The organism is Microvirga sp. 2MCAF35 (assembly GCF_052115545.1).
Taxonomy (GTDB): Bacteria; Pseudomonadota; Alphaproteobacteria; order Rhizobiales; family Beijerinckiaceae; genus Microvirga.
The window spans coordinates 114,076-130,101 of sequence record NZ_JBFRGW010000004.1; the positions used below are offsets into that span (position 1 = coordinate 114,076).

The window sequence follows — 16,026 nt, forward strand, 5'->3', positions numbered from 1 at the left end:
TTCACCTGTCACAGCGCCCAAGCGGGGTCGCGGTTCAGGGTGGGAAGCGGGCGGACGTCGTCGGCGAGCGTCGGCAGGCAGCGCATGAGCCCCTGCGTATAGGGATGCTTCGCCTCGCGCAGGTTCTTCGCCTCCAGCTCCTCGACCACGCGTCCGGCATACATCACCAGCACCCGGTCGCAGAAGGAGGAGACGAGCTTCAGGTCGTGCGAGATGAAGATGAGCCCCATGCCGCGCTCGGTGACGAGCTCGTCGAGGATGCGCAGGACCTCCATGGACACGGTCACGTCGAGAGCCGAGGTCGGCTCGTCGGCGATGAGCAGGTCGGGATCGGTCACCAGCATCATGGCGATCATGGCGCGCTGCCCCATGCCGCCCGAGACCTCGTGCGGATAGAGGGAAAACACCCGGGCCGGATCGCGCATCTTCACCGCTTCCAGCATGGCCAGCGCCTTGTCGCGGGCTTCCCCGCGGCTGGCCTTGGCGTGGGCCTGATAGGCCTCGATGATCTGCTCGCCGATGGTCATGACCGGGTTCAGCGAGTATTTCGGGTCCTGCATCACCATGCTGATGCGCCCGCCGCGCAACTGGCGCAGGGTGCGCTTCGAGGCGGTCTGCAGGTCGATCCCGTCGAAGGCGAGGCGCTTGGCCGTGACTTCGCCCGGGGGAGGGGTGAGCCCGAGAATGGCGCGTCCCGTCTGCGACTTGCCGGACCCGGACTCGCCCACGATGCCGAGGCGCTCGCGGCCGAGGTGGAAGGACACGCCGCGCACCGCTTCCACTGTGCCGGTGCGCAGATGGAAGCGCACGCGCAGGTCTTCGACTTCGAGAAGCGGCTTGGTCATTTGGCTGCCTTCGGATCGAGAACATCACGCAGGCCATCGCCGAGCAGGTTGAAGCCGAGGCTCACCACGAAGATGGCGATGCCCGGCATGGCGGCGACCCACCATTGATCGATGAGGTAGTTGCGGCCCGTGGCGACCATGGCGCCCCATTCGGGCTGCGGCGGCTGGGCGCCTAGGCCGAGGAAGCCGAGACCCGCCGCGGTGAGGATGATGCCGGCCATGTCGAGCGTTACACGCACGATGAGCGAGGAGAGGCAGAGCGGCACCACATGACCCAGGATGATGCGCGGCGTGGATGCGCCCTGCAGCTTCACGGCCGCGATGAAGTCGCTGTTGCGGATCATCAGGGTCTCGGCGCGGGCGATACGCGCGTAAGGTGGCCAGGACGTGATCGCGATCGCGATGACGGCGTTCTCGATGCCCGGGCCGAGCGCCGCCACGAAGGCGAGCGCAAGGACGAGGCGCGGGAAGGCGAGAAAGATGTCGGTGATGCGCATCAGCACCGTGTCGACCCAGCCTCCGAGATAGCCCGAGATGGTGCCGACCAGAAGCCCGATGGGCGTTGCGATGATCGAGACCAGCAGAACCACGAACAGCGTGATGCGCGAGCCGTAGACGATGCGCGAAAAGATGTCCCGCGCCTGGTCGTCCGTGCCGAGCCAGAAGGTCTCGCTCGGGGGCAGGAGGCGCTGCGTGCGCAGGTCGCCGCCGACGATCGGCGAGTAGGGCGCGATGAAATCCGCGAAGAGTGCCACGAGGATGAGCAGAAGCACGATGGCTAGGCCGACCACCGCAAGCGGATTCTTGGTGAACGAGCGCCAGCCGAGATAGAAGCGGCCGAGGCGTGCCTGCCAGCGGGAATGCGGCTCCGCGGAGAGCAGCCAGGCCCGCCAGCCGGTCGGTTGGGAGAGAGCAGGGGAGCCGGCCATCAGCGGGTCCTCGGATCGAGCAGACGGTAGAGCAGGTCGGAGATGAGATTGAGCACAACGAAGGCCGTGCCGATCACCAGCGTTCCGCCCAGCACGGCGTTCATGTCCGCGTTCTGCAGGGAGTTGGTGATGTACTGGCCGAGGCCCGGCCATGCGAAGACCGTCTCGGTGAGCACGGAGCCTTCGAGCAGGTTGGCATAGGAGAGGGCGATCACCGTCACCAGCGGCACGGCCGCATTGCGCAGGGCATGGCGCCAGATCACGCGCATCTCGGACAGGCCCTTCACCCGCGCGGCGATCACATATTCCTGCGCCAGCTCATTCAGCATGAACGAGCGTGTCATGCGGCTGATATAGGCGAGCGAGAAGTAGCCGAGCAGGCAGGCCGGCAGGACGATGTGCGAGGCCGCATCCCAGAACGCATCCCACTGGCCCTGCATCGCCGTATCGAGCAGCACGATATTCGTCACCGGCGTGTAGAGATAGGAATAGGCCACGTCGATGCGCCCCGGTCCCGGAACCCAGCCGAGCTTGGCATAGAACAGCAGGAGGCTCATGAGGCCGAGCCAGAAGATCGGAATTGAATAGCCGGCGAGGCCGATGAAACGGACGAACTGATCGAGCAGGCTGCCGCGCTTCACGGCCGCCAGAACACCGAGCGGGACACCGATGAGGGTGCCGATGAGCGTGCCGAGCGTGGCCAGCTCGAAGGTCGCCGGAAAGGCGTTCTTGATGTCGGTCATCACGGGGTTCGTGGTGAGGACCGAATTGCCGAAATCGCCGACGACGGCTTTTTTCAAATAGATCCAGAACTGCTGGATGAGCGGCAGATCGAGGCCAAGCTCCTGACGCACGCGGGCATAGACCTGCGGCGGAGCCCTGTCGCCGACGATGGCGAGCACCGGGTCGATGGGAACGACGCGGCCGATGAAAAACGTGACGGCAACGAGCCCGAGCAGGGTTGTCGCCAGCACGAGGATGAATTGAGCGGTCTTTGTAAGGTAGAAGCGGAGGGCATCGTGCCCTCCGCTTCCGGTTGCGATCGATGATGCCATTGCAGGTTTAGTTCTTCTTCGCCTGCGACATGTCGTTGTCACTGAAGGACGGGCCGAGGATGAAGTTGCTCACGTTCTTGCGCACGGCAGCGACTTCCGTCTCCTGCAGGAAGAGCACGAACGGACCGTCGTCGAGAACCGCCTTCTGCAGCTCCTTGTACATCTGCGCGCGCTTCTCGGCGTCACGCTCCATCACGGCGGCACGGGTCTTGGCCGTCAGCGGGCCCGGATCCCAGGCATTGCGCCATGCGAGCGGCTTGGCCTTCGCATTGTCCGAGTTGTCGTCGTTGGCCGCGAAGGTGTCGGCGTTGGAGTTCGGGTCCTGATAGTCGGAGCCCCAGTTGCCGATATAGATATCGTGCTGGCGGGCGCGGTACTTGGTCAGGGCCTGCTTGGAATCCATCGGCAGGATCTCGAGCTTGATGCCGGCCTGCGCGAAGGTGCTCTGGATGGCCTGCGCGACGCCCATGATCTCCGGCGTGGAGCGGGTGTCCATGGTCACCGAGAAACCGTCCTTCAGACCGGCCTTGGCGAGAAGCTCCTTCGCCTTGGCGACGTCGAGCTTATAGGGGTTCGAGTTGTCCGCGCCGAGATAGCCGTTGGGCAGGAAGTTCTGGTGAACCTCACCCTTATACTTCATGATCGTGTCGGCGATGGCCTGGTAATCCACGAGGTACTTCATGGCGAGGCGAACTTCGGGCTTCGCCAGGTTCGGGTTCTTCTGGTTCAGGCCGAGATAGTAGACCGTTCCCTTCGGAGCGCTCTGGATCTGGATGTCCGGGTTCTTCGAGACCGCGGCGATCTCTTCCGGGTTCAGTTTGCGCGCCACGTCGATGTCACCCTTCTCGAGGAGCAGGCGCTGGTTCGCCGTTTCCTTGATGTGGCGGTAGATCACGCGGGCAAGCGGCGTCTTCTTCTCGTAGTTCGGGTTGCGCTCGAGGACGAGAACCTCGTTCGCCTTCCAATCGCGCATGATGTAGGGGCCGGAGCCGGCATAGTGGGTCTTCAGCCAGTTATAGCCCCAGTCGCCGTCCTTCTCGTTCTGCGTAAGAAGCTTCTTGTCGACGATGGAGGCAACCGAGTTGCCGAGGCAGTACAGGACCAGGGTCGGCGCGTAGGGCTTGTCGACCTCGAAGGTCATTTCGAGCGGGCCGGTCTGCTTGACCTTGTCCTTCACGTTGTCCTTCGTCAGGCCGAACTGGCCCAGGATGAAGGCCGGGGACTTGTCGAGCGCCACCGCACGCTGGATCGAATAGACCACGTCTTCGGCGGTGATCGGGTTGCCCGAGGCGAACTTGCGGTTCGGCTTGATCTTGAAGGTGTAGGTCTTGCCGTCCGGCGAGACTGTCCAGGACTCGGCGACCTGGCCGGAGATCTTCGAGACATCCTTGATATCGTAGGTGATCAGGCGCTCATAGGTGTTGCCGTTGATCTCGGACGCGCTCAGCTCGAAGATCTCGGCGGGATCGAGGGAGATGATGTCGTCCATCTGCCAAGCCTGGACCAGGGTGTCCGGCGGCGTTGCCGCCATCACGGCGGAGAAAGAGGTCGCCATGGTGGCAACCATGGCTGCGGATAGGAGAAATTTCGGTAGTCGCTTCATGGCCATTCCCTTAGAGCGCTTAGAGCGCCTGTTGTTGCGCCAGTATGAATGCAAATCACACAAGCGCTGTCGAGTCTAGCAACTGGTTTTAAACTGGCAAACATTGCGCACGATGCTTAATGGCAGGGTGGGGTATCGATCCGGGTGGCCTGAAGCGGGAAACTATGGCAAAGGCACCCGGACCCTCTTGATCGGATGAACGACCGTGTCTGAAGAAGCCAAAAAGTCAGGTGCCAACACCATGTGGGGCGGACGGTTCTCGTCCTCGCCCAGCGCTCTCATGGAAGCCATCAACGCCTCCATCGGCTTCGACAGGCGACTGGCTTCCCAGGACATCCAGGGCTCCATCGCCCACAGCGCCATGCTGGCCAAGCAAGGGATCATCGCCGAGAGCGACCGGGATGCGATCCATCAAGGGTTGCAGCGGGTGCTGGGTGAGATCGAGTCCGGCTCCTTCACGTTCTCGACGGCGCTCGAAGACATCCACATGAACGTGGAAAGCCGCCTGCGCGAGATCGTCGGCGATCCGGCGGCGCGCCTGCACACGGCCCGCAGCCGCAACGACCAGGTCGCCACCGACACCCGGCTCTGGGTGCGCGAGGCCCATGACCGGACGGACGAGCAGCTCACCATCCTGATCCGGGCGCTTCTCGACAAGGCCGAAGCCCATGCCGCCACGGTGATGCCGGGCTTCACCCATCTGCAGAGCGCCCAGCCGGTGACCTTCGGGCACCACCTCATGGCCTATGTGGAGATGTTCGGCCGCGACCGCAGCCGCTTCCGCGATTCCCGCAAGCGCCTGAACGAGTGCCCGCTCGGCGCCGGCGCGCTCGCCGGAACGTCCTTCCCCATCGACCGGCACATGACCGCCCGGGCGCTCGGCTTCGACGGGCCGACCCGCAATTCCCTCGACACCGTGTCCGACCGTGACAGCCTTCTGGAGTTCATGGCGGCGGCCTCCATCTGCGCCATGCACCTGTCGCGCCTGGCGGAGGAGATCATCATCTGGATGTCGGCGCCTTTCGGCTTCGTGAAGCTCCCCGACCGCTGGACCACCGGGTCCAGCATGATGCCGCAGAAGCGCAACCCGGACGCCGCCGAGCTGGTGCGCGGCAAGAGCGGGCGGGTTGTCGGCTCGCTGGTGTCCCTGCTGACCGTCATGAAGGGCCTGCCGCTTGCCTATGCGAAGGACACTCAAGAAGACAAGGAACCGCTCTTCGACGCGGCCGACACCATCGAGATCGTGCTCGCGGCCATGACCGGCATGATCCAGGACCTGGAGCCCGTGCCGGAGCGCATGGCGGCGGTCGCCGGCGCCGGTTTCTCGACCGCGACGGACCTCGCCGACTGGCTGGTGCGCAGCCTCAACATCCCCTTCCGCGATGCCCATCACATCACCGGTCGCATCGTCTCGGAGGCGGAGAAGCGGGGCTGCACCCTGGAGGAGCTCCCCCTCAAGGTCATGCAGGCCGCTGAGCCCAGGATCCATCAGGGCATCTACGACGTGCTTGGCGTCGAGAACTCCGTCCGCTCCCGCACGAGCTTCGGCGGAACCTCGCCCGTGCGCGTGGCCGAGCAGGTCGCCTGGTGGCGGGAGCGGGTCTGACCCGTCCCGTTAACCGTCATTTCCGGCCCTAGGCGGTGCGCGCCGGCTGGGCCTTGATAGGGCAGGGTGCCATCGCCATATTGCCGGCAGCGGCTCCTTCCGGGGCCACTTGAGTGCCGCATGAGCGGGCTCAAACCAACCGAAGTGCCTCCAACCTTGGGCTTCGAACATGTCGCGTCAGTCGCCCTTTGGGCACCCGTTCCTGTTAGGCTTCGACGAGATCGAGCAGGCGCTCGACCGTGTCGCTAAGGCAGCAGGAGACGGTTATCCGCCCTACAACATCGAGCGCCTGGCTCGCACCGAACACGCTCCCGAGCGCCTCCGCATCACCCTGGCCGTCGCCGGATTCACCCGGGATCAGCTGGAAGTGACCCTGGAGGAGAATCAGCTCGTCATCCGGGGGCGCCAGTCCGACGACAAGACAAGGCACTTCCTTCATCGCGGCATCGCCGCCCGTCAGTTCCAGCGTACCTTCCTCCTTGTCGACGGCATGGAGGTCATGGGGGCGGACCTGTCCAACGGCCTGTTGTCGATCGATCTCGTCCGGCCCGAACCGGAGCGGATCGTCCGCAAGATCGACATCATCGCGTCGGACAAGGTGTGACGGCATCCGCAACAAGGAGATGTCCATGAACTTCGATATCAAGAACCATTCCGAGCCGGTCCTCGACGTAGCCGAGCTGGCAACCCTGGGCGTGGGGCAGATGGCTTATGTAAAGCCGATCGAGTCCGACGAGGTCGCGCGGCTTTTCCCGCAAGCGCCGAAGCTCCAGCCCGGCATGCGCCTCTTCGCGCTCCTGTCCGCGAGCGGCGAGCCGATCCTGCTCACCGACAACCACGATGCCGCCGTGGCCAATGCCTGGGCGCACGATCTGACGACGGTCAGCCTGCACTAAGGCGTTGAACCCGAAGTGGACTCACTTTTGGGTCCGATGCTGTAGAGCTGGTTCCCCTTGCGTGGAATCAGCTCTCCTCTTTCGCTTTGCCGCATTTTTCGGTGAACCGGGTCCATTTCACCGAAAAATGCCCTGAGGCTCCGCAGCCACCGAATGAGCCAAGGGTACGGAAGGGTGCGGATCGCATGGCTTGAATCGATGAAGACGGTGCTCAATGTCATGAAGCCAGGCAGGGGGACTCCCCTTGCCTGGTTCGCCATACCTTTCCGATCCGGTTACCTGCGACCTCCGGGCCGGCCGGCATAAGGCTTCTAACCGTAGGTATTACTTGTGGATAAGCCTGGGACCTTCTAGGATCTCAAGTTCTGATAGGTTTGGCAGCAAGCTAAATGGAATTGAGTGGCACTACTCTAGGTTGTTGCGTAGTATTTCGCGCTGCCGAGCGTATGAACACTTCCATAGATGTTGGGAAACAAGATTTCAGAGCTTGTATTCACGGTGCTAGGCAGGTGCTCTTGGCAGAAAATATTCAGCGCACCATCCCCCCGATGACAATCCGCTACAGGCTCAACCAGGCTTCCGGCTGCTTGCCACGTCAGGTCCGTTCATGAGCCCGGATATGGCCGCCGCCGTCCCAGGGGATCTGTCGGGCGAGAGCCACGCGGTGCAGCTCCAGGAATCGCCGACCAGTCTGATCATCGACCAGACGTTCCACACGAAGCGGCTCGACGAGCTGGAAAATGCGCTCAACGCGCAAGTCTCTCCGCAGAAGTTTGCGAATGCCGCGGCAGGAGATCAAGCCAACGGAATGCTTGCATACCGGGGTCATGGAGGCTCTGGAATCTTTCAATTGCGGATCGGGCGTGAGCTTGACGTCATCCTGGAGCCCGAGGAAGCAGACGACAGGATGGCGTTCGTCATGACGGCATCGGGAACGGGGGAATTCCTGTTGGATGGCAGGACCTTTTCTCATTCGACGGACCAGGCCGTCATCTTTCCGTCGGGCCCGCCGAGGATTGTGCGTTTCGATCAATCAACGGAGATCAAGGTCTTCCTGACAGAGCGCCCGAAGATTGCCGAATGCTGCGCCAAGCTCTTGGGGCACGACATCCCAGGCTTCGTCGACTTCAACGTTGCATCCGATCTCGAGACCGCCGCTGGACGCAGCTGGCTGCGGCTGCTCAGTTATGCCGAAACCGAACTCTCCGATCCTTATTCCTTCGTCCGGCACTCGCCGGTGGCTTGGCACCAGTTCGAGCAGCAGTTGCTCACCGGCTTTCTGCTCTCTCAGCAGCATGAATATACCCAGGCCCTGCTGGCCCCGCAGGCGGCCGCCGTGCCGTTCTACGTCAAGCGGGCGGAGGCCTACATCGAGGCGCATTTCGCCGAGCCGCTGTCCCTGGCCGACATCGCCGCCCAGGCGGGAGTGAGCGCGCGAAGCCTGCAGGGCGGGTTCCAGAGCTTCCGCCACATGACCCCGATGATGTTCCTGCGCTCCGTGCGGCTTCATCGGGCGCATGAAGCATTGCGGGCAGCTGATCCCGCGCTCATGACGGTCACACAGGTCGCTCTGGCCTGCGGCTTCCGGCATGTGGGCGAGTTCGGAACGGCCTACCGCCGCGTCTTCGGCATCACGCCGAGCCAGACCCTCAACAAGAAGCTGCGGGTGTAGGTGCTCCCGACATGTTGATCAGCCCATGAGCGAACACATGCCGCCTGACCTGTCGCAGAATCCGCACGGCGGGAGTTCGTCTATGCAGCTCCCGACTGATCCAGGCAGTCATATCATCGATCAAACATTGTATACGGAGAGGCTCGATGAGCTGGAGCATGCTCTCAACCTCATCGCTCCGCAGAGAATTGTGAACGCCTCGGCCGGCAACCATGCCGATGGGAAGGTTGCTTACCAAGGTCGAAGTGAACTCGGGATCTTTCGAGCCCGGGTCGGGCGGAACGTCGATCTCTTCCTGGAGCCGGAGGAGGCCGATGATCGGCTGGCTTTCGTCATCGCGTCCTCGGGAGCGGGGGAGCTGCTCTTCAACGGCAAGACGTTTTCTCACGCATCGGACCGGGCGGTCATCATGACATCCGGCTCGAAGCGGCTGCTGAAGTTTTCGGAGGAAACGGAGACAAAAGCGCTCTTGGTAAGCCGCGTAAGCATGGCGGAATGCTGCGCCAAGCTCTTGGGGCACGACATTCCCGGCTTCGTCGACTTCGACGTCTCGGCCAATCTCGAGAGCGACGCTGGCCGCAGCTGGCTGCGGCTGCTCAGTTATGCCGAAGCCGAGCTGACGGATCCGCACTCCCTGATCAGGCACTCGCCAGCGGCCTGGCGCCAGTTCGAGCACCGGCTGCTCACCGGCTTTCTCCTCTGCCAGCGCCATGAGTACTCGCAGGCCCTGCTCGCCCCGCAGGCAGCGGCGGTGCCGCTCTATGTCAGGCGGGCGGAGGCCTATATCGAAGCGCACTTCGCCGAGCCCCTGTCTCTGGCCGACATCGCCGCACAGGCCGGGGTGAGCGCCCGCAGCCTGCAGGACGGGTTTCAAAGTTTCCGCCACATGACGCCGATAATGTTCCTGCACTCCGTTCGGCTGCGGCGGGCGCACGAAGCGTTACGGGCGGCCGATCCGGCGCTCACAACGGTGATGCAGGTCGCCCTGGCCTGCGGGTTCACTCATATGGGCGAGTTTGACACCGCCTATCGCAGCGTCTTCGGCGTCACGCCCAGCTGGACGCTCAACAAGAAGCGCTGAACGCCATCAAGCCCGCCGTCGAAACCGTCTGGATGCCGGGGCGGCAGGCGCCGCCCCGAGTGGCTTGCCGATCACTCGGCGGGCGTCATGTGGGGGGTCGGCGACGAAGCGATATCGCGGGAAGGCTTGAAGACGAAATAGGCGAACAGAACCATGGCGGCGAGAACAATCAGGGTGCTGACGGCGGCAACCGGGTCGAAAGCCGTGTATCCGAGGTGGACAGCAGCGACGGCTACGGCCATCAGGGCGGTTCCGACCGACCAAGCGAGGACTTGGATCAGGGCCAGACGGCTCCTGTCGAGGGCGGGACGGCGCTCGTAATAGATGCCGAACAGAAACAGCGACACCCACCCGAGCAGGTTGAGATGCGCATGGGCTGGCATGATCGAATGATCCTGGGATGCGGCCATGCCAATTCCCATCGCCATGCCGGCAATGACGAAAAGAACGGCAAGTCTGAAGCTGAGCGACGACGCAGTCATAAGGTCCTCCTGAAAGTATTCCCGATTGGTTTGCTTATTTTTTCACTACACCGGTGAGCAGAATGTCCGATGTGTGGAAAATCACAACAATGATTCGGCAATTGTGGCGAACATATACGTTATTTCGTAAGGTCATGTAAATATAGTTGCGCCATGCGCCTCCCCGCAAGGTGCGGGACCGGGCCAAAAAGAACGGCCCGCAAAAGCGGACCGCCGAAGCAACTCTCATCGAGATCAGCTGCGTTGGGTCACCCGCCCCTTGCGGGAGTCCGATGTCTTCTGCTTCCGGGCTTTCGCCTTCTTCCAGGATGGTCTCATCCGGGCTTTGCGCGCCATCGTTCAAAACTCCTACGACATGGTGTCGTCTCGAGGGCTCGGGGCATCGCGCTCCATCTTGTCCAAGCCTTCGCGCTGATCGTTCTCCTTGAGGCGCCGATCGGCCGCGGAGCGGTCGTTCCGGCTCGGATGCTCGGAATTCTCCTCGGTCGGAGGCACGATGCTGGTGTTCACGCTCCGTTCGGTCAACCCGTGGGCTTGGTCTTCAGCCGTGCCGGACATGCGTTCACCCTTTGCTCCGGATGTCGTTGTGCGAGTCCGATCCCATGCCCTTCCGAGCCTGGAGGGCATGTTCGCAGCGTTCCACATGGCTTTCCGCGCGCCGCTGCATCTCCTGGGCGGTATGGCAGGGGTTCTCGACGTCCTGATGGCAAAACTGGCATCTCATGATTGCCTCCTTTGCAGCATGAGCAAGAGGCCAACGTGAAGGCGATCTTAGTGTTCCGCCGATCAAGAGGTGCTTCGTGCGGCGCATGAAGGCCGCTGTTCGATGCGTCTGTTGCGCATGCAGGCAGGAACCAAGCGGCCCGTGGCCTGTTCACATCCATTCGTGGAGGTTCCGATGAAAAGTGCTTTCATTCTGGCGGTCGGTCTCGCTTTCTTCGCGACGGGCGCCCTGAGTCAGGAATCATCGCGGGAGCGCGACGATTCCGGCCGCGGCGGCTGGCGTGACAGGCACGACGGATGGGATCGCGACACGGATCGCTGGCGCGGCCGGATCATGCGCGGCGACGATGAGGATCGGGGCGGCCGTGACGGGCAGGGCGCCCGCTTCTTTCTCCGCAGCGGCGACACGCAGCTTCGCGTCGTCTGCGGCAATCGCGAATCCACGCAAGCCTGCGTCGACGCGGCCTTGCGGATGTTCGACCGCATGCAGTCCCAGCAGGGAGCGACGACCAGGACGCCCGCGGCTCCTGCGCCCGCCCAGCCGCCCCAGTGACGCTGCCCGAGGGTTTGATGCATCATGGACAGTGAGGCTTCCTGTGAAGGCGCAGGCTTTCCCGTCGCAGCCGGCATCTTCTTCGGTCTCGGCCTCGGCGGTTTCTTCGACGGGATCGTCCTGCACCAGCTGCTTCAATGGCACCATCTGGTCACGGATGCCGGCTACCCGCCCGATACTGTCGAAAACCTGAAGATCAACACGTTCTGGGACGGGCTCTTCCACGTGCTCACCTACGTGTTCGTCGCAACCGGCCTGGGACTTCTCTGGCGGGCGGCGCGGCGCACCCATATCCGCTGGTCGAGCAAGCTGCTCTTCGGCACGCTGCTGATCGGCTTCGGCCTGTTCAATCTGGTCGAGGGCCTCGTCAACCATCAGCTTCTCGGCATCCACCACGTCAATGAAACCGTGCCTCGGGAGCAATGGATCTACTGGGACCTCGGCTTCCTGATCTGGGGTGCGGCCATGCTGGTCGGCGGCTGGCTTCTTCTCCGCTCGGGCCGGCGCGAGACCGGCGCCCGGTTGGAAGTCAGACGCTCTCAAGGGCAGTGGTAAGATCTGCCAACAAATCATCACGATGTTCCAGTCCGACGGACAGGCGCACGAGGCCGTCCGGGATGTTCATCTCGGCCCGCTGCTCAGGGGTGAAACGCTGGTGCGTGGTCGTCGCCGGATGGGTGACGAGGCTCTTCGCATCGCCCAGGTTGTTCGAGATCCGGATGAGCCTGAGCGCGTTCAGGAAGCGGAAGGCCCCAGCCTTTCCGCCCTCCACGTCCAGAGCGATCATGGTGGAGGCGCCGCTCATCTGGCGCCGGATCAGTTCAGCCTGGGGATGATCGGGGCGGCCAGGGTAGATCAGCCGCTGGAGCTTGGGATGATTGTGGAGCGTCTCCGCGAGATAGCCGGCCGTCGCCGTCTGCTTCTCGACCCGCAGGGGGAGCGTCTCCAGGCCCTTCAGGAGCACCCAGGCATTGAAAGGCGATATGGAAGGTCCTGTCATGCGCAGGAATTGCTGCACCTTCGTCTCGATGAATTCGGTCGAGGCCAGGATCACGCCGCCCAGACATCGACCCTGCCCATCGATGTGCTTGGTGGCGGAATAGACGACGCAATCGGCCCCGAGGGCGAGAGGTTTCTGGAAGAGGGGCGTGGCAAAGACGTTGTCGACGGTCAGCGTCGCACCGGCCTCGTGCGCAATGGCGGCAACGGCCGCGATATCGATGATGTCCAGGCCCGGATTGGTCGGCGTCTCCAGCAGAAAGGCCTTCGTCTCCGGCCGGACCGCCGCGCGCCACTGGTCGAGATCCCCGCCATCGACGAGGGTGCAGCCGACGCCGAAGCGGGGCAGGAAATCCTCCACCACCCACCGGCAGGACCCGAACAGCGCGCGTGCCGCCACCACATGGTCCCCGGCCTGAACCTGTCCGACCATGGCGGCCGTCACCGCGGCCATGCCGCTGGCCGTCGCGCGGGCCGCCTCGGCCCCTTCGAGGGAAGCGATGCGCTGCTCAAAGGCATCGACCGTGGGATTGGAATAGCGGCTGTAGCTGTAGCCCGGCTCCTCGTTCAGGAAGCGCCGCTCGGCGCTTTCCGCGTTCTCATAGACGAAACCTTGCGTCAGGAAGAGCGCTTCCGAGGTCTCGCCGAAGGGCGTGCGTTGATGGCCCTCGTGAACGAGGCGGGTTTCCAGGCGATAATCGGGGTGCTGCGGCGAAGTCATGAAACGATCCTACGATTGTTCTTTAAAAAGAACAATCGTCTTATTCTGCGGAAAGTTTCATAATATCCTTCTCCCGTTCGGCCGTCAGCGCAAGACTTCCTTGCGCGCCTCCTCGATCAGCCGCTTCACGCAAGGCTCCAGCGAGGAGCGCCAGGGCGGAAGCTGGACTCCATGGACGTCTTTCAGCTTGCCGCAGTCCAGCCTGGAATTGGCCGGGCGCTTGGCCGGTGTCGGGTAATCGGCCGTCGCAATCGGCCGGACTCTGGCCGAGGGGCCGCCGAACCGGGCTGATAAAGCAAAGATTTCCGTAGCGAAGTCCGCCCAGCTCGCGAAGCCCGTGCCGGTCATGTGAAACAGCCCGCGCAGGCTCGGGTCATCCGGCCTTTCGAGGAGATTGCGGCTGACTGTGAAAATGCCGTCGGCAATGTCGAGGGCGCTTGTGGGGGATCCGTATTGGTCTCCCACCACCCCGAGCTCGTCACGGTCGGCGGCGAGGCGCAGCATGGTCTTCACGAAATTTTTGCCAAACGGGCTGTAGACCCAGGCGGTGCGCAGGATGACATGGTTCTCCGCCTCGGTCGCCACGGCTTCCTCGCCCAGAAGCTTCGAGGCGCCATAGGCTCCGAGCGGTGAGACCGGATCGTCCTCGCGATAGGGGCGGTCGGCCGTGCCGTCGAAGACATAATCCGTGGAGAGATGAATGATGGGCACGTTCATGGCCGTCGCAGTGCCGGCCACAACGCCTGCGCCAATGCCGTTGATGGCCTCCGCCAGCTCCCGGTCGGATTCTGCCTGGTCCACGGCCGTGTAGGCGGCGGCATTCACGATCACGTCGCCGCCGGTGTCGATCAGGGCGTCCTCGATGCCCGACGGATCGGCAAGATCGAGCTTGGGGCGGCCGACGAGCACCGCCTGCGCGCCGTGAGCCCGCGCGCGCTCCGCCAGGGCACGCGCGATCTGTCCTTCCTTGCCGACGACGATGATACGCATGGACCCCCGCAATTCTCTTCAATGATGAGGCGGCCCTATCGGAACAGGGCCGCCCGAGCAAGTTCAGTCGTTGCCGATGGCGACTCCCTCGCGGCGGCTGTCGGCCCCGCCGACCAGCCCGGCCGGTGTCACGACGATAGCATGGATGCCGGAATTCTGATCGATCAGCCTGACGTCGTGGCCCTTCGCTTCGAGGGCGGCCTTCCACCCTTCGGCTTCCGTCCCGGCCTCGAGTTCCGTCGGGCCGTTGCGGCTGCCCACATTGGGAAGATCGGCAGCAATCTGAGGGTCGAGCTTCCAGTCGAGAAGGCCCACGAGGGTCTTGGCCACGTAGTTGATGATCAGGCTGCCGCCCGGCGATCCCACGACCGCGTAGAGCTTGCCGCTGCCGTCGAGCACGATGGTCGGGGCCATGGAGGAGCGGGGGCGCTTGCCGGGCTCGACGCGATTGGCGACGGGCTTGTCGTCCTCCATCGTGGCGAAGGAGAAGTCGGTCAGCTCGTTGTTGAGCAGGAAGCCGCTCTTCGTCATCAGCCGCGATCCGAAGCCGTCCTCGATGGTGGTCGTCATCGATACCGCATTGCCGTTGCGATCCACGATGGACATGTGGCTCGTGCCGAATTCGATCCCCTCCGATGGCCCCCACAGGAAGGTTTTCTGGAAGGGTGGATCGCCGGGCTTCGCCTTGCCCATGGACTTATTGGGATCGATCAGCGCGGCGCGGCTCTTGAGATACCCGGGATCGGTCAGGCCCTTGACCGGCACATTCACGAAGGCGGGGTCGGCCAGGAAGAGCGCCCGATCCGCGTAGGCCAAGCGGCCCGCTTCCGCGATCCAGTGCACCGCATCCGGTCCGGGCTTGAGCGACGCCATGTCCTGCGTTTCCAGGATGCCCATGATCTGCTGCACGGCGACCTGGCCGGAACTCGGCGGACCCATGCCGCAGATCCTGTAGGTCCGGTAGTTCCCGCACAGGGCGTCGCGCTCCTGGACCTTGTAGCCTTTGAGATCGTCCAGGGTCATGTCGCCGGGATTCGTGGCGTGGCCCGTGACGGTGTCCACGATGTCCTGGGCGATCTCGCCCGTGTAGAAAGCGTCGGCGCCTTTCTCGGCGATCATCCGCAGGGTCTTGGCGAAGGCCGAGTTCTTGAGAACCGTTCCCACGGTTTTCGGCGTGCCGTCCGCCTCGTAGAAATAGGCCCGGGCTACCGGGTCGTTCTGGAGGTATTTCTCCTGGGTCAGGAGCCCGTTGAGGCGCGGTGAGATCGCAAAGCCTTCCTCGGCGAGGCGAGCGGCCGGTTCGATCACCTGCTGCCAGGAAAGCTTGCCCCAGTTCCTGTGGGCCGCTTCGAGCAGGCGCAGCGTGCCCGGCACGCCCACTGAGCGGCCGCCGACCACGGCATCGTAGAACTTCATCGGCTTGCCGTCGGGCCCGAGAAAACGCTCGGGCTTGGCCGCCGCCGGAGCGGTCTCCCGACCATCGAGGGTGGTCATGGTCTTTCCGTCCCAGAAGACCATGAAGGCGCCGCCACCGAGGCCGGAACTCTGCGGCTCGACCAGGTTGAGAACAAGCTGAACCGCAATCGCCGCATCGACGGCGCTTCCACCGGCCGCCAGGATCTCCCGGCCTGCCTGCGCGGCCAAGGGATTGGCGGCGGCAACCATGTCTTTCGTCGCCGTTCCGACCGATTTGTCCATGCGGCCCGTGGGAGCCTCGGGCGAGGGAGCGAGGGCCTGCGCGAAGACCGGGCAGGGTAGGGCGATGCTCGCGAGAAGGCCGAGGCTCAGAAGGTTTCGTCGAAGAGCGTTGTGAGTGATCATGCGGCGTGCTTCCTCTCTGGTTCTTCGGTCCCATGGGGAAGGATCAGCCT

The 16,026-nt window shown here is 63.6% G+C and carries 18 protein-coding genes; 7 read left to right on the forward strand and 11 right to left on the reverse strand.

Annotated elements, in window-relative coordinates:
• Positions 1 to 8: 8 nt before the first annotated feature.
• The 4 genes from AB4097_RS03440 to AB4097_RS03455 are packed head-to-tail and all read right to left on the reverse strand — an operon-like array spanning position 9 to position 4,432.
• The gene (locus AB4097_RS03440; protein ID WP_442037207.1) at positions 9 to 845 is read right to left on the reverse strand and encodes an ABC transporter ATP-binding protein; all 837 of its coding nucleotides are present in this window, start codon (positions 843 to 845) and stop codon (positions 9 to 11) included.
• Positions 842 to 1,774, reverse strand: a complete 933-nt coding sequence (locus tag AB4097_RS03445) for an ABC transporter permease (RefSeq protein ID WP_442037208.1) — start codon at positions 1,772 to 1,774, stop codon at positions 842 to 844. Before AB4097_RS03445 ends, AB4097_RS03440 begins: the two co-directional genes overlap by 4 nt.
• Positions 1,774 to 2,829: an ABC transporter permease gene (locus tag AB4097_RS03450; protein WP_442037209.1), complete on the reverse strand. Its 1,056-nt coding sequence runs from the start codon at positions 2,827 to 2,829 to the stop codon at positions 1,774 to 1,776. Before AB4097_RS03450 ends, AB4097_RS03445 begins: the two co-directional genes overlap by 1 nt.
• Positions 2,830 to 2,836: 7 nt before the next feature.
• Positions 2,837 to 4,432, reverse strand: coding sequence for an ABC transporter substrate-binding protein (locus AB4097_RS03455; protein WP_442037210.1), 1,596 nt, complete (start codon positions 4,430 to 4,432; stop codon positions 2,837 to 2,839).
• A 241-nt stretch (positions 4,433 to 4,673) separates the two neighbouring features.
• On the opposite strand from AB4097_RS03455, the gene argH reads away from it, so the two are divergent.
• The 5 genes from argH to AB4097_RS03480 all read left to right on the forward strand — a co-directional run bounded on the left by argH (position 4,674) and on the right by AB4097_RS03480 (position 9,687).
• Entirely contained in the window at positions 4,674 to 6,038 is a 1,365-nt protein-coding gene (gene argH, locus AB4097_RS03460) for an argininosuccinate lyase (protein WP_442037247.1), read from the forward strand.
• Positions 6,039 to 6,207: 169 nt separating this feature from the next.
• Positions 6,208 to 6,642: an Hsp20 family protein gene (locus tag AB4097_RS03465; RefSeq protein ID WP_262029997.1), complete on the forward strand. Its 435-nt coding sequence runs from the start codon at positions 6,208 to 6,210 to the stop codon at positions 6,640 to 6,642.
• Positions 6,643 to 6,667: 25 nt separating this feature from the next.
• Positions 6,668 to 6,934 (forward strand): DUF1150 domain-containing protein, encoded by a 267-nt coding sequence (locus AB4097_RS03470; RefSeq protein ID WP_262029996.1) that lies wholly within the window; start codon positions 6,668 to 6,670, stop codon positions 6,932 to 6,934.
• Between the two features lie 619 nt (positions 6,935 to 7,553).
• The gene (locus tag AB4097_RS03475; protein WP_442037211.1) at positions 7,554 to 8,606 is read left to right on the forward strand and encodes an AraC family transcriptional regulator; all 1,053 of its coding nucleotides are present in this window, start codon (positions 7,554 to 7,556) and stop codon (positions 8,604 to 8,606) included.
• An 82-nt stretch (positions 8,607 to 8,688) separates the two neighbouring features.
• Positions 8,689 to 9,687 carry a helix-turn-helix domain-containing protein gene (locus AB4097_RS03480; protein ID WP_442037212.1) on the forward strand — a complete coding sequence of 333 codons (999 nt, stop codon included), beginning with the start codon at positions 8,689 to 8,691 and terminating at the stop codon, positions 9,685 to 9,687.
• A 71-nt stretch (positions 9,688 to 9,758) separates the two neighbouring features.
• Here AB4097_RS03480 and AB4097_RS03485 read toward each other — a convergent pair whose 3' ends face one another.
• The 4 genes from AB4097_RS03485 to AB4097_RS03500 are packed head-to-tail and all read right to left on the reverse strand — an operon-like array spanning position 9,759 to position 10,893.
• Positions 9,759 to 10,169, reverse strand: a complete 411-nt coding sequence (locus AB4097_RS03485) for a hypothetical protein (RefSeq protein WP_442037213.1) — start codon at positions 10,167 to 10,169, stop codon at positions 9,759 to 9,761.
• 34 nt (positions 10,170 to 10,203) lie between these two features.
• On the reverse strand, positions 10,204 to 10,512 hold the full coding sequence (locus AB4097_RS03490) for a hypothetical protein (protein ID WP_442037214.1): 309 nt from the start codon (positions 10,510 to 10,512) through the stop codon (positions 10,204 to 10,206).
• 5 nt (positions 10,513 to 10,517) lie between these two features.
• Positions 10,518 to 10,727: a hypothetical protein gene (locus AB4097_RS03495; protein ID WP_442037215.1), complete on the reverse strand. Its 210-nt coding sequence runs from the start codon at positions 10,725 to 10,727 to the stop codon at positions 10,518 to 10,520.
• Between the two features lie 4 nt (positions 10,728 to 10,731).
• Complete coding sequence (locus AB4097_RS03500; protein WP_442037216.1) at positions 10,732 to 10,893, reverse strand: hypothetical protein; 162 nt, start codon at positions 10,891 to 10,893, stop codon at positions 10,732 to 10,734.
• Between the two features lie 174 nt (positions 10,894 to 11,067).
• On the opposite strand from AB4097_RS03500, the gene AB4097_RS03505 reads away from it, so the two are divergent.
• Together AB4097_RS03505 and AB4097_RS03510 are read left to right on the forward strand one after the other, a co-directional pair.
• Complete coding sequence (locus tag AB4097_RS03505) at positions 11,068 to 11,445, forward strand: hypothetical protein (protein WP_442037217.1); 378 nt, start codon at positions 11,068 to 11,070, stop codon at positions 11,443 to 11,445.
• A gap of 24 nt (positions 11,446 to 11,469) precedes the next feature.
• Positions 11,470 to 12,000, forward strand: coding sequence for a DUF2243 domain-containing protein (locus AB4097_RS03510; protein ID WP_442037218.1), 531 nt, complete (start codon positions 11,470 to 11,472; stop codon positions 11,998 to 12,000).
• Here AB4097_RS03510 and AB4097_RS03515 read toward each other — a convergent pair.
• From AB4097_RS03515 to ggt, 3 genes are all read right to left on the reverse strand, one after another.
• Positions 11,975 to 13,165, reverse strand: a complete 1,191-nt coding sequence (locus AB4097_RS03515) for an O-succinylhomoserine sulfhydrylase (RefSeq protein WP_442037219.1) — start codon at positions 13,163 to 13,165, stop codon at positions 11,975 to 11,977. The two genes, AB4097_RS03510 and AB4097_RS03515, sit on opposite strands and share 26 nt — an antisense overlap.
• 84 nt (positions 13,166 to 13,249) lie before the next feature.
• Positions 13,250 to 14,155: a dTDP-4-dehydrorhamnose reductase gene (gene rfbD / locus AB4097_RS03520; RefSeq protein ID WP_442037220.1), complete on the reverse strand. Its 906-nt coding sequence runs from the start codon at positions 14,153 to 14,155 to the stop codon at positions 13,250 to 13,252.
• A 63-nt stretch (positions 14,156 to 14,218) separates the two neighbouring features.
• Positions 14,219 to 15,976 carry a gamma-glutamyltransferase gene (gene ggt, locus AB4097_RS03525; protein WP_442037221.1) on the reverse strand — a complete coding sequence of 586 codons (1,758 nt, stop codon included), beginning with the start codon at positions 15,974 to 15,976 and terminating at the stop codon, positions 14,219 to 14,221.
• Positions 15,977 to 16,026 lie beyond the last annotated feature (50 nt).

What these genes read in the sequence shown, in the direction of transcription:
- AB4097_RS03480 (WP_442037212.1), top strand. Translation starts at nt 8,689, where the DNA reads ATGCAGCTCCCGACTGATCCAGGCAGTCATATCATCGATCAAACATTG.
- AB4097_RS03455 (WP_442037210.1), bottom strand. Translation starts at nt 4,432, where the DNA reads ATGAAGCGACTACCGAAATTTCTCCTATCCGCAGCCATGGTTGCCACC.
- AB4097_RS03495 (WP_442037215.1), bottom strand. Translation starts at nt 10,727, where the DNA reads ATGTCCGGCACGGCTGAAGACCAAGCCCACGGGTTGACCGAACGGAGC.
- AB4097_RS03450 (WP_442037209.1), bottom strand. Translation starts at nt 2,829, where the DNA reads ATGGCATCATCGATCGCAACCGGAAGCGGAGGGCACGATGCCCTCCGC.
- AB4097_RS03465 (WP_262029997.1), top strand. Translation starts at nt 6,208, where the DNA reads ATGTCGCGTCAGTCGCCCTTTGGGCACCCGTTCCTGTTAGGCTTCGAC.
- AB4097_RS03485 (WP_442037213.1), bottom strand. Translation starts at nt 10,169, where the DNA reads ATGACTGCGTCGTCGCTCAGCTTCAGACTTGCCGTTCTTTTCGTCATT.
- AB4097_RS03440 (WP_442037207.1), bottom strand. Translation starts at nt 845, where the DNA reads ATGACCAAGCCGCTTCTCGAAGTCGAAGACCTGCGCGTGCGCTTCCAT.
- AB4097_RS03475 (WP_442037211.1), top strand. Translation starts at nt 7,554, where the DNA reads ATGGCCGCCGCCGTCCCAGGGGATCTGTCGGGCGAGAGCCACGCGGTG.
- AB4097_RS03470 (WP_262029996.1), top strand. Translation starts at nt 6,668, where the DNA reads ATGAACTTCGATATCAAGAACCATTCCGAGCCGGTCCTCGACGTAGCC.
- AB4097_RS03445 (WP_442037208.1), bottom strand. Translation starts at nt 1,774, where the DNA reads ATGGCCGGCTCCCCTGCTCTCTCCCAACCGACCGGCTGGCGGGCCTGG.
- AB4097_RS03500 (WP_442037216.1), bottom strand. Translation starts at nt 10,893, where the DNA reads ATGAGATGCCAGTTTTGCCATCAGGACGTCGAGAACCCCTGCCATACC.
- AB4097_RS03515 (WP_442037219.1), bottom strand. Translation starts at nt 13,165, where the DNA reads ATGACTTCGCCGCAGCACCCCGATTATCGCCTGGAAACCCGCCTCGTT.
- ggt (WP_442037221.1), bottom strand. Translation starts at nt 15,976, where the DNA reads ATGATCACTCACAACGCTCTTCGACGAAACCTTCTGAGCCTCGGCCTT.
- rfbD (WP_442037220.1), bottom strand. Translation starts at nt 14,155, where the DNA reads ATGCGTATCATCGTCGTCGGCAAGGAAGGACAGATCGCGCGTGCCCTG.
- argH (WP_442037247.1), top strand. Translation starts at nt 4,674, where the DNA reads ATGTGGGGCGGACGGTTCTCGTCCTCGCCCAGCGCTCTCATGGAAGCC.
- AB4097_RS03505 (WP_442037217.1), top strand. Translation starts at nt 11,068, where the DNA reads ATGAAAAGTGCTTTCATTCTGGCGGTCGGTCTCGCTTTCTTCGCGACG.
- AB4097_RS03510 (WP_442037218.1), top strand. Translation starts at nt 11,470, where the DNA reads ATGGACAGTGAGGCTTCCTGTGAAGGCGCAGGCTTTCCCGTCGCAGCC.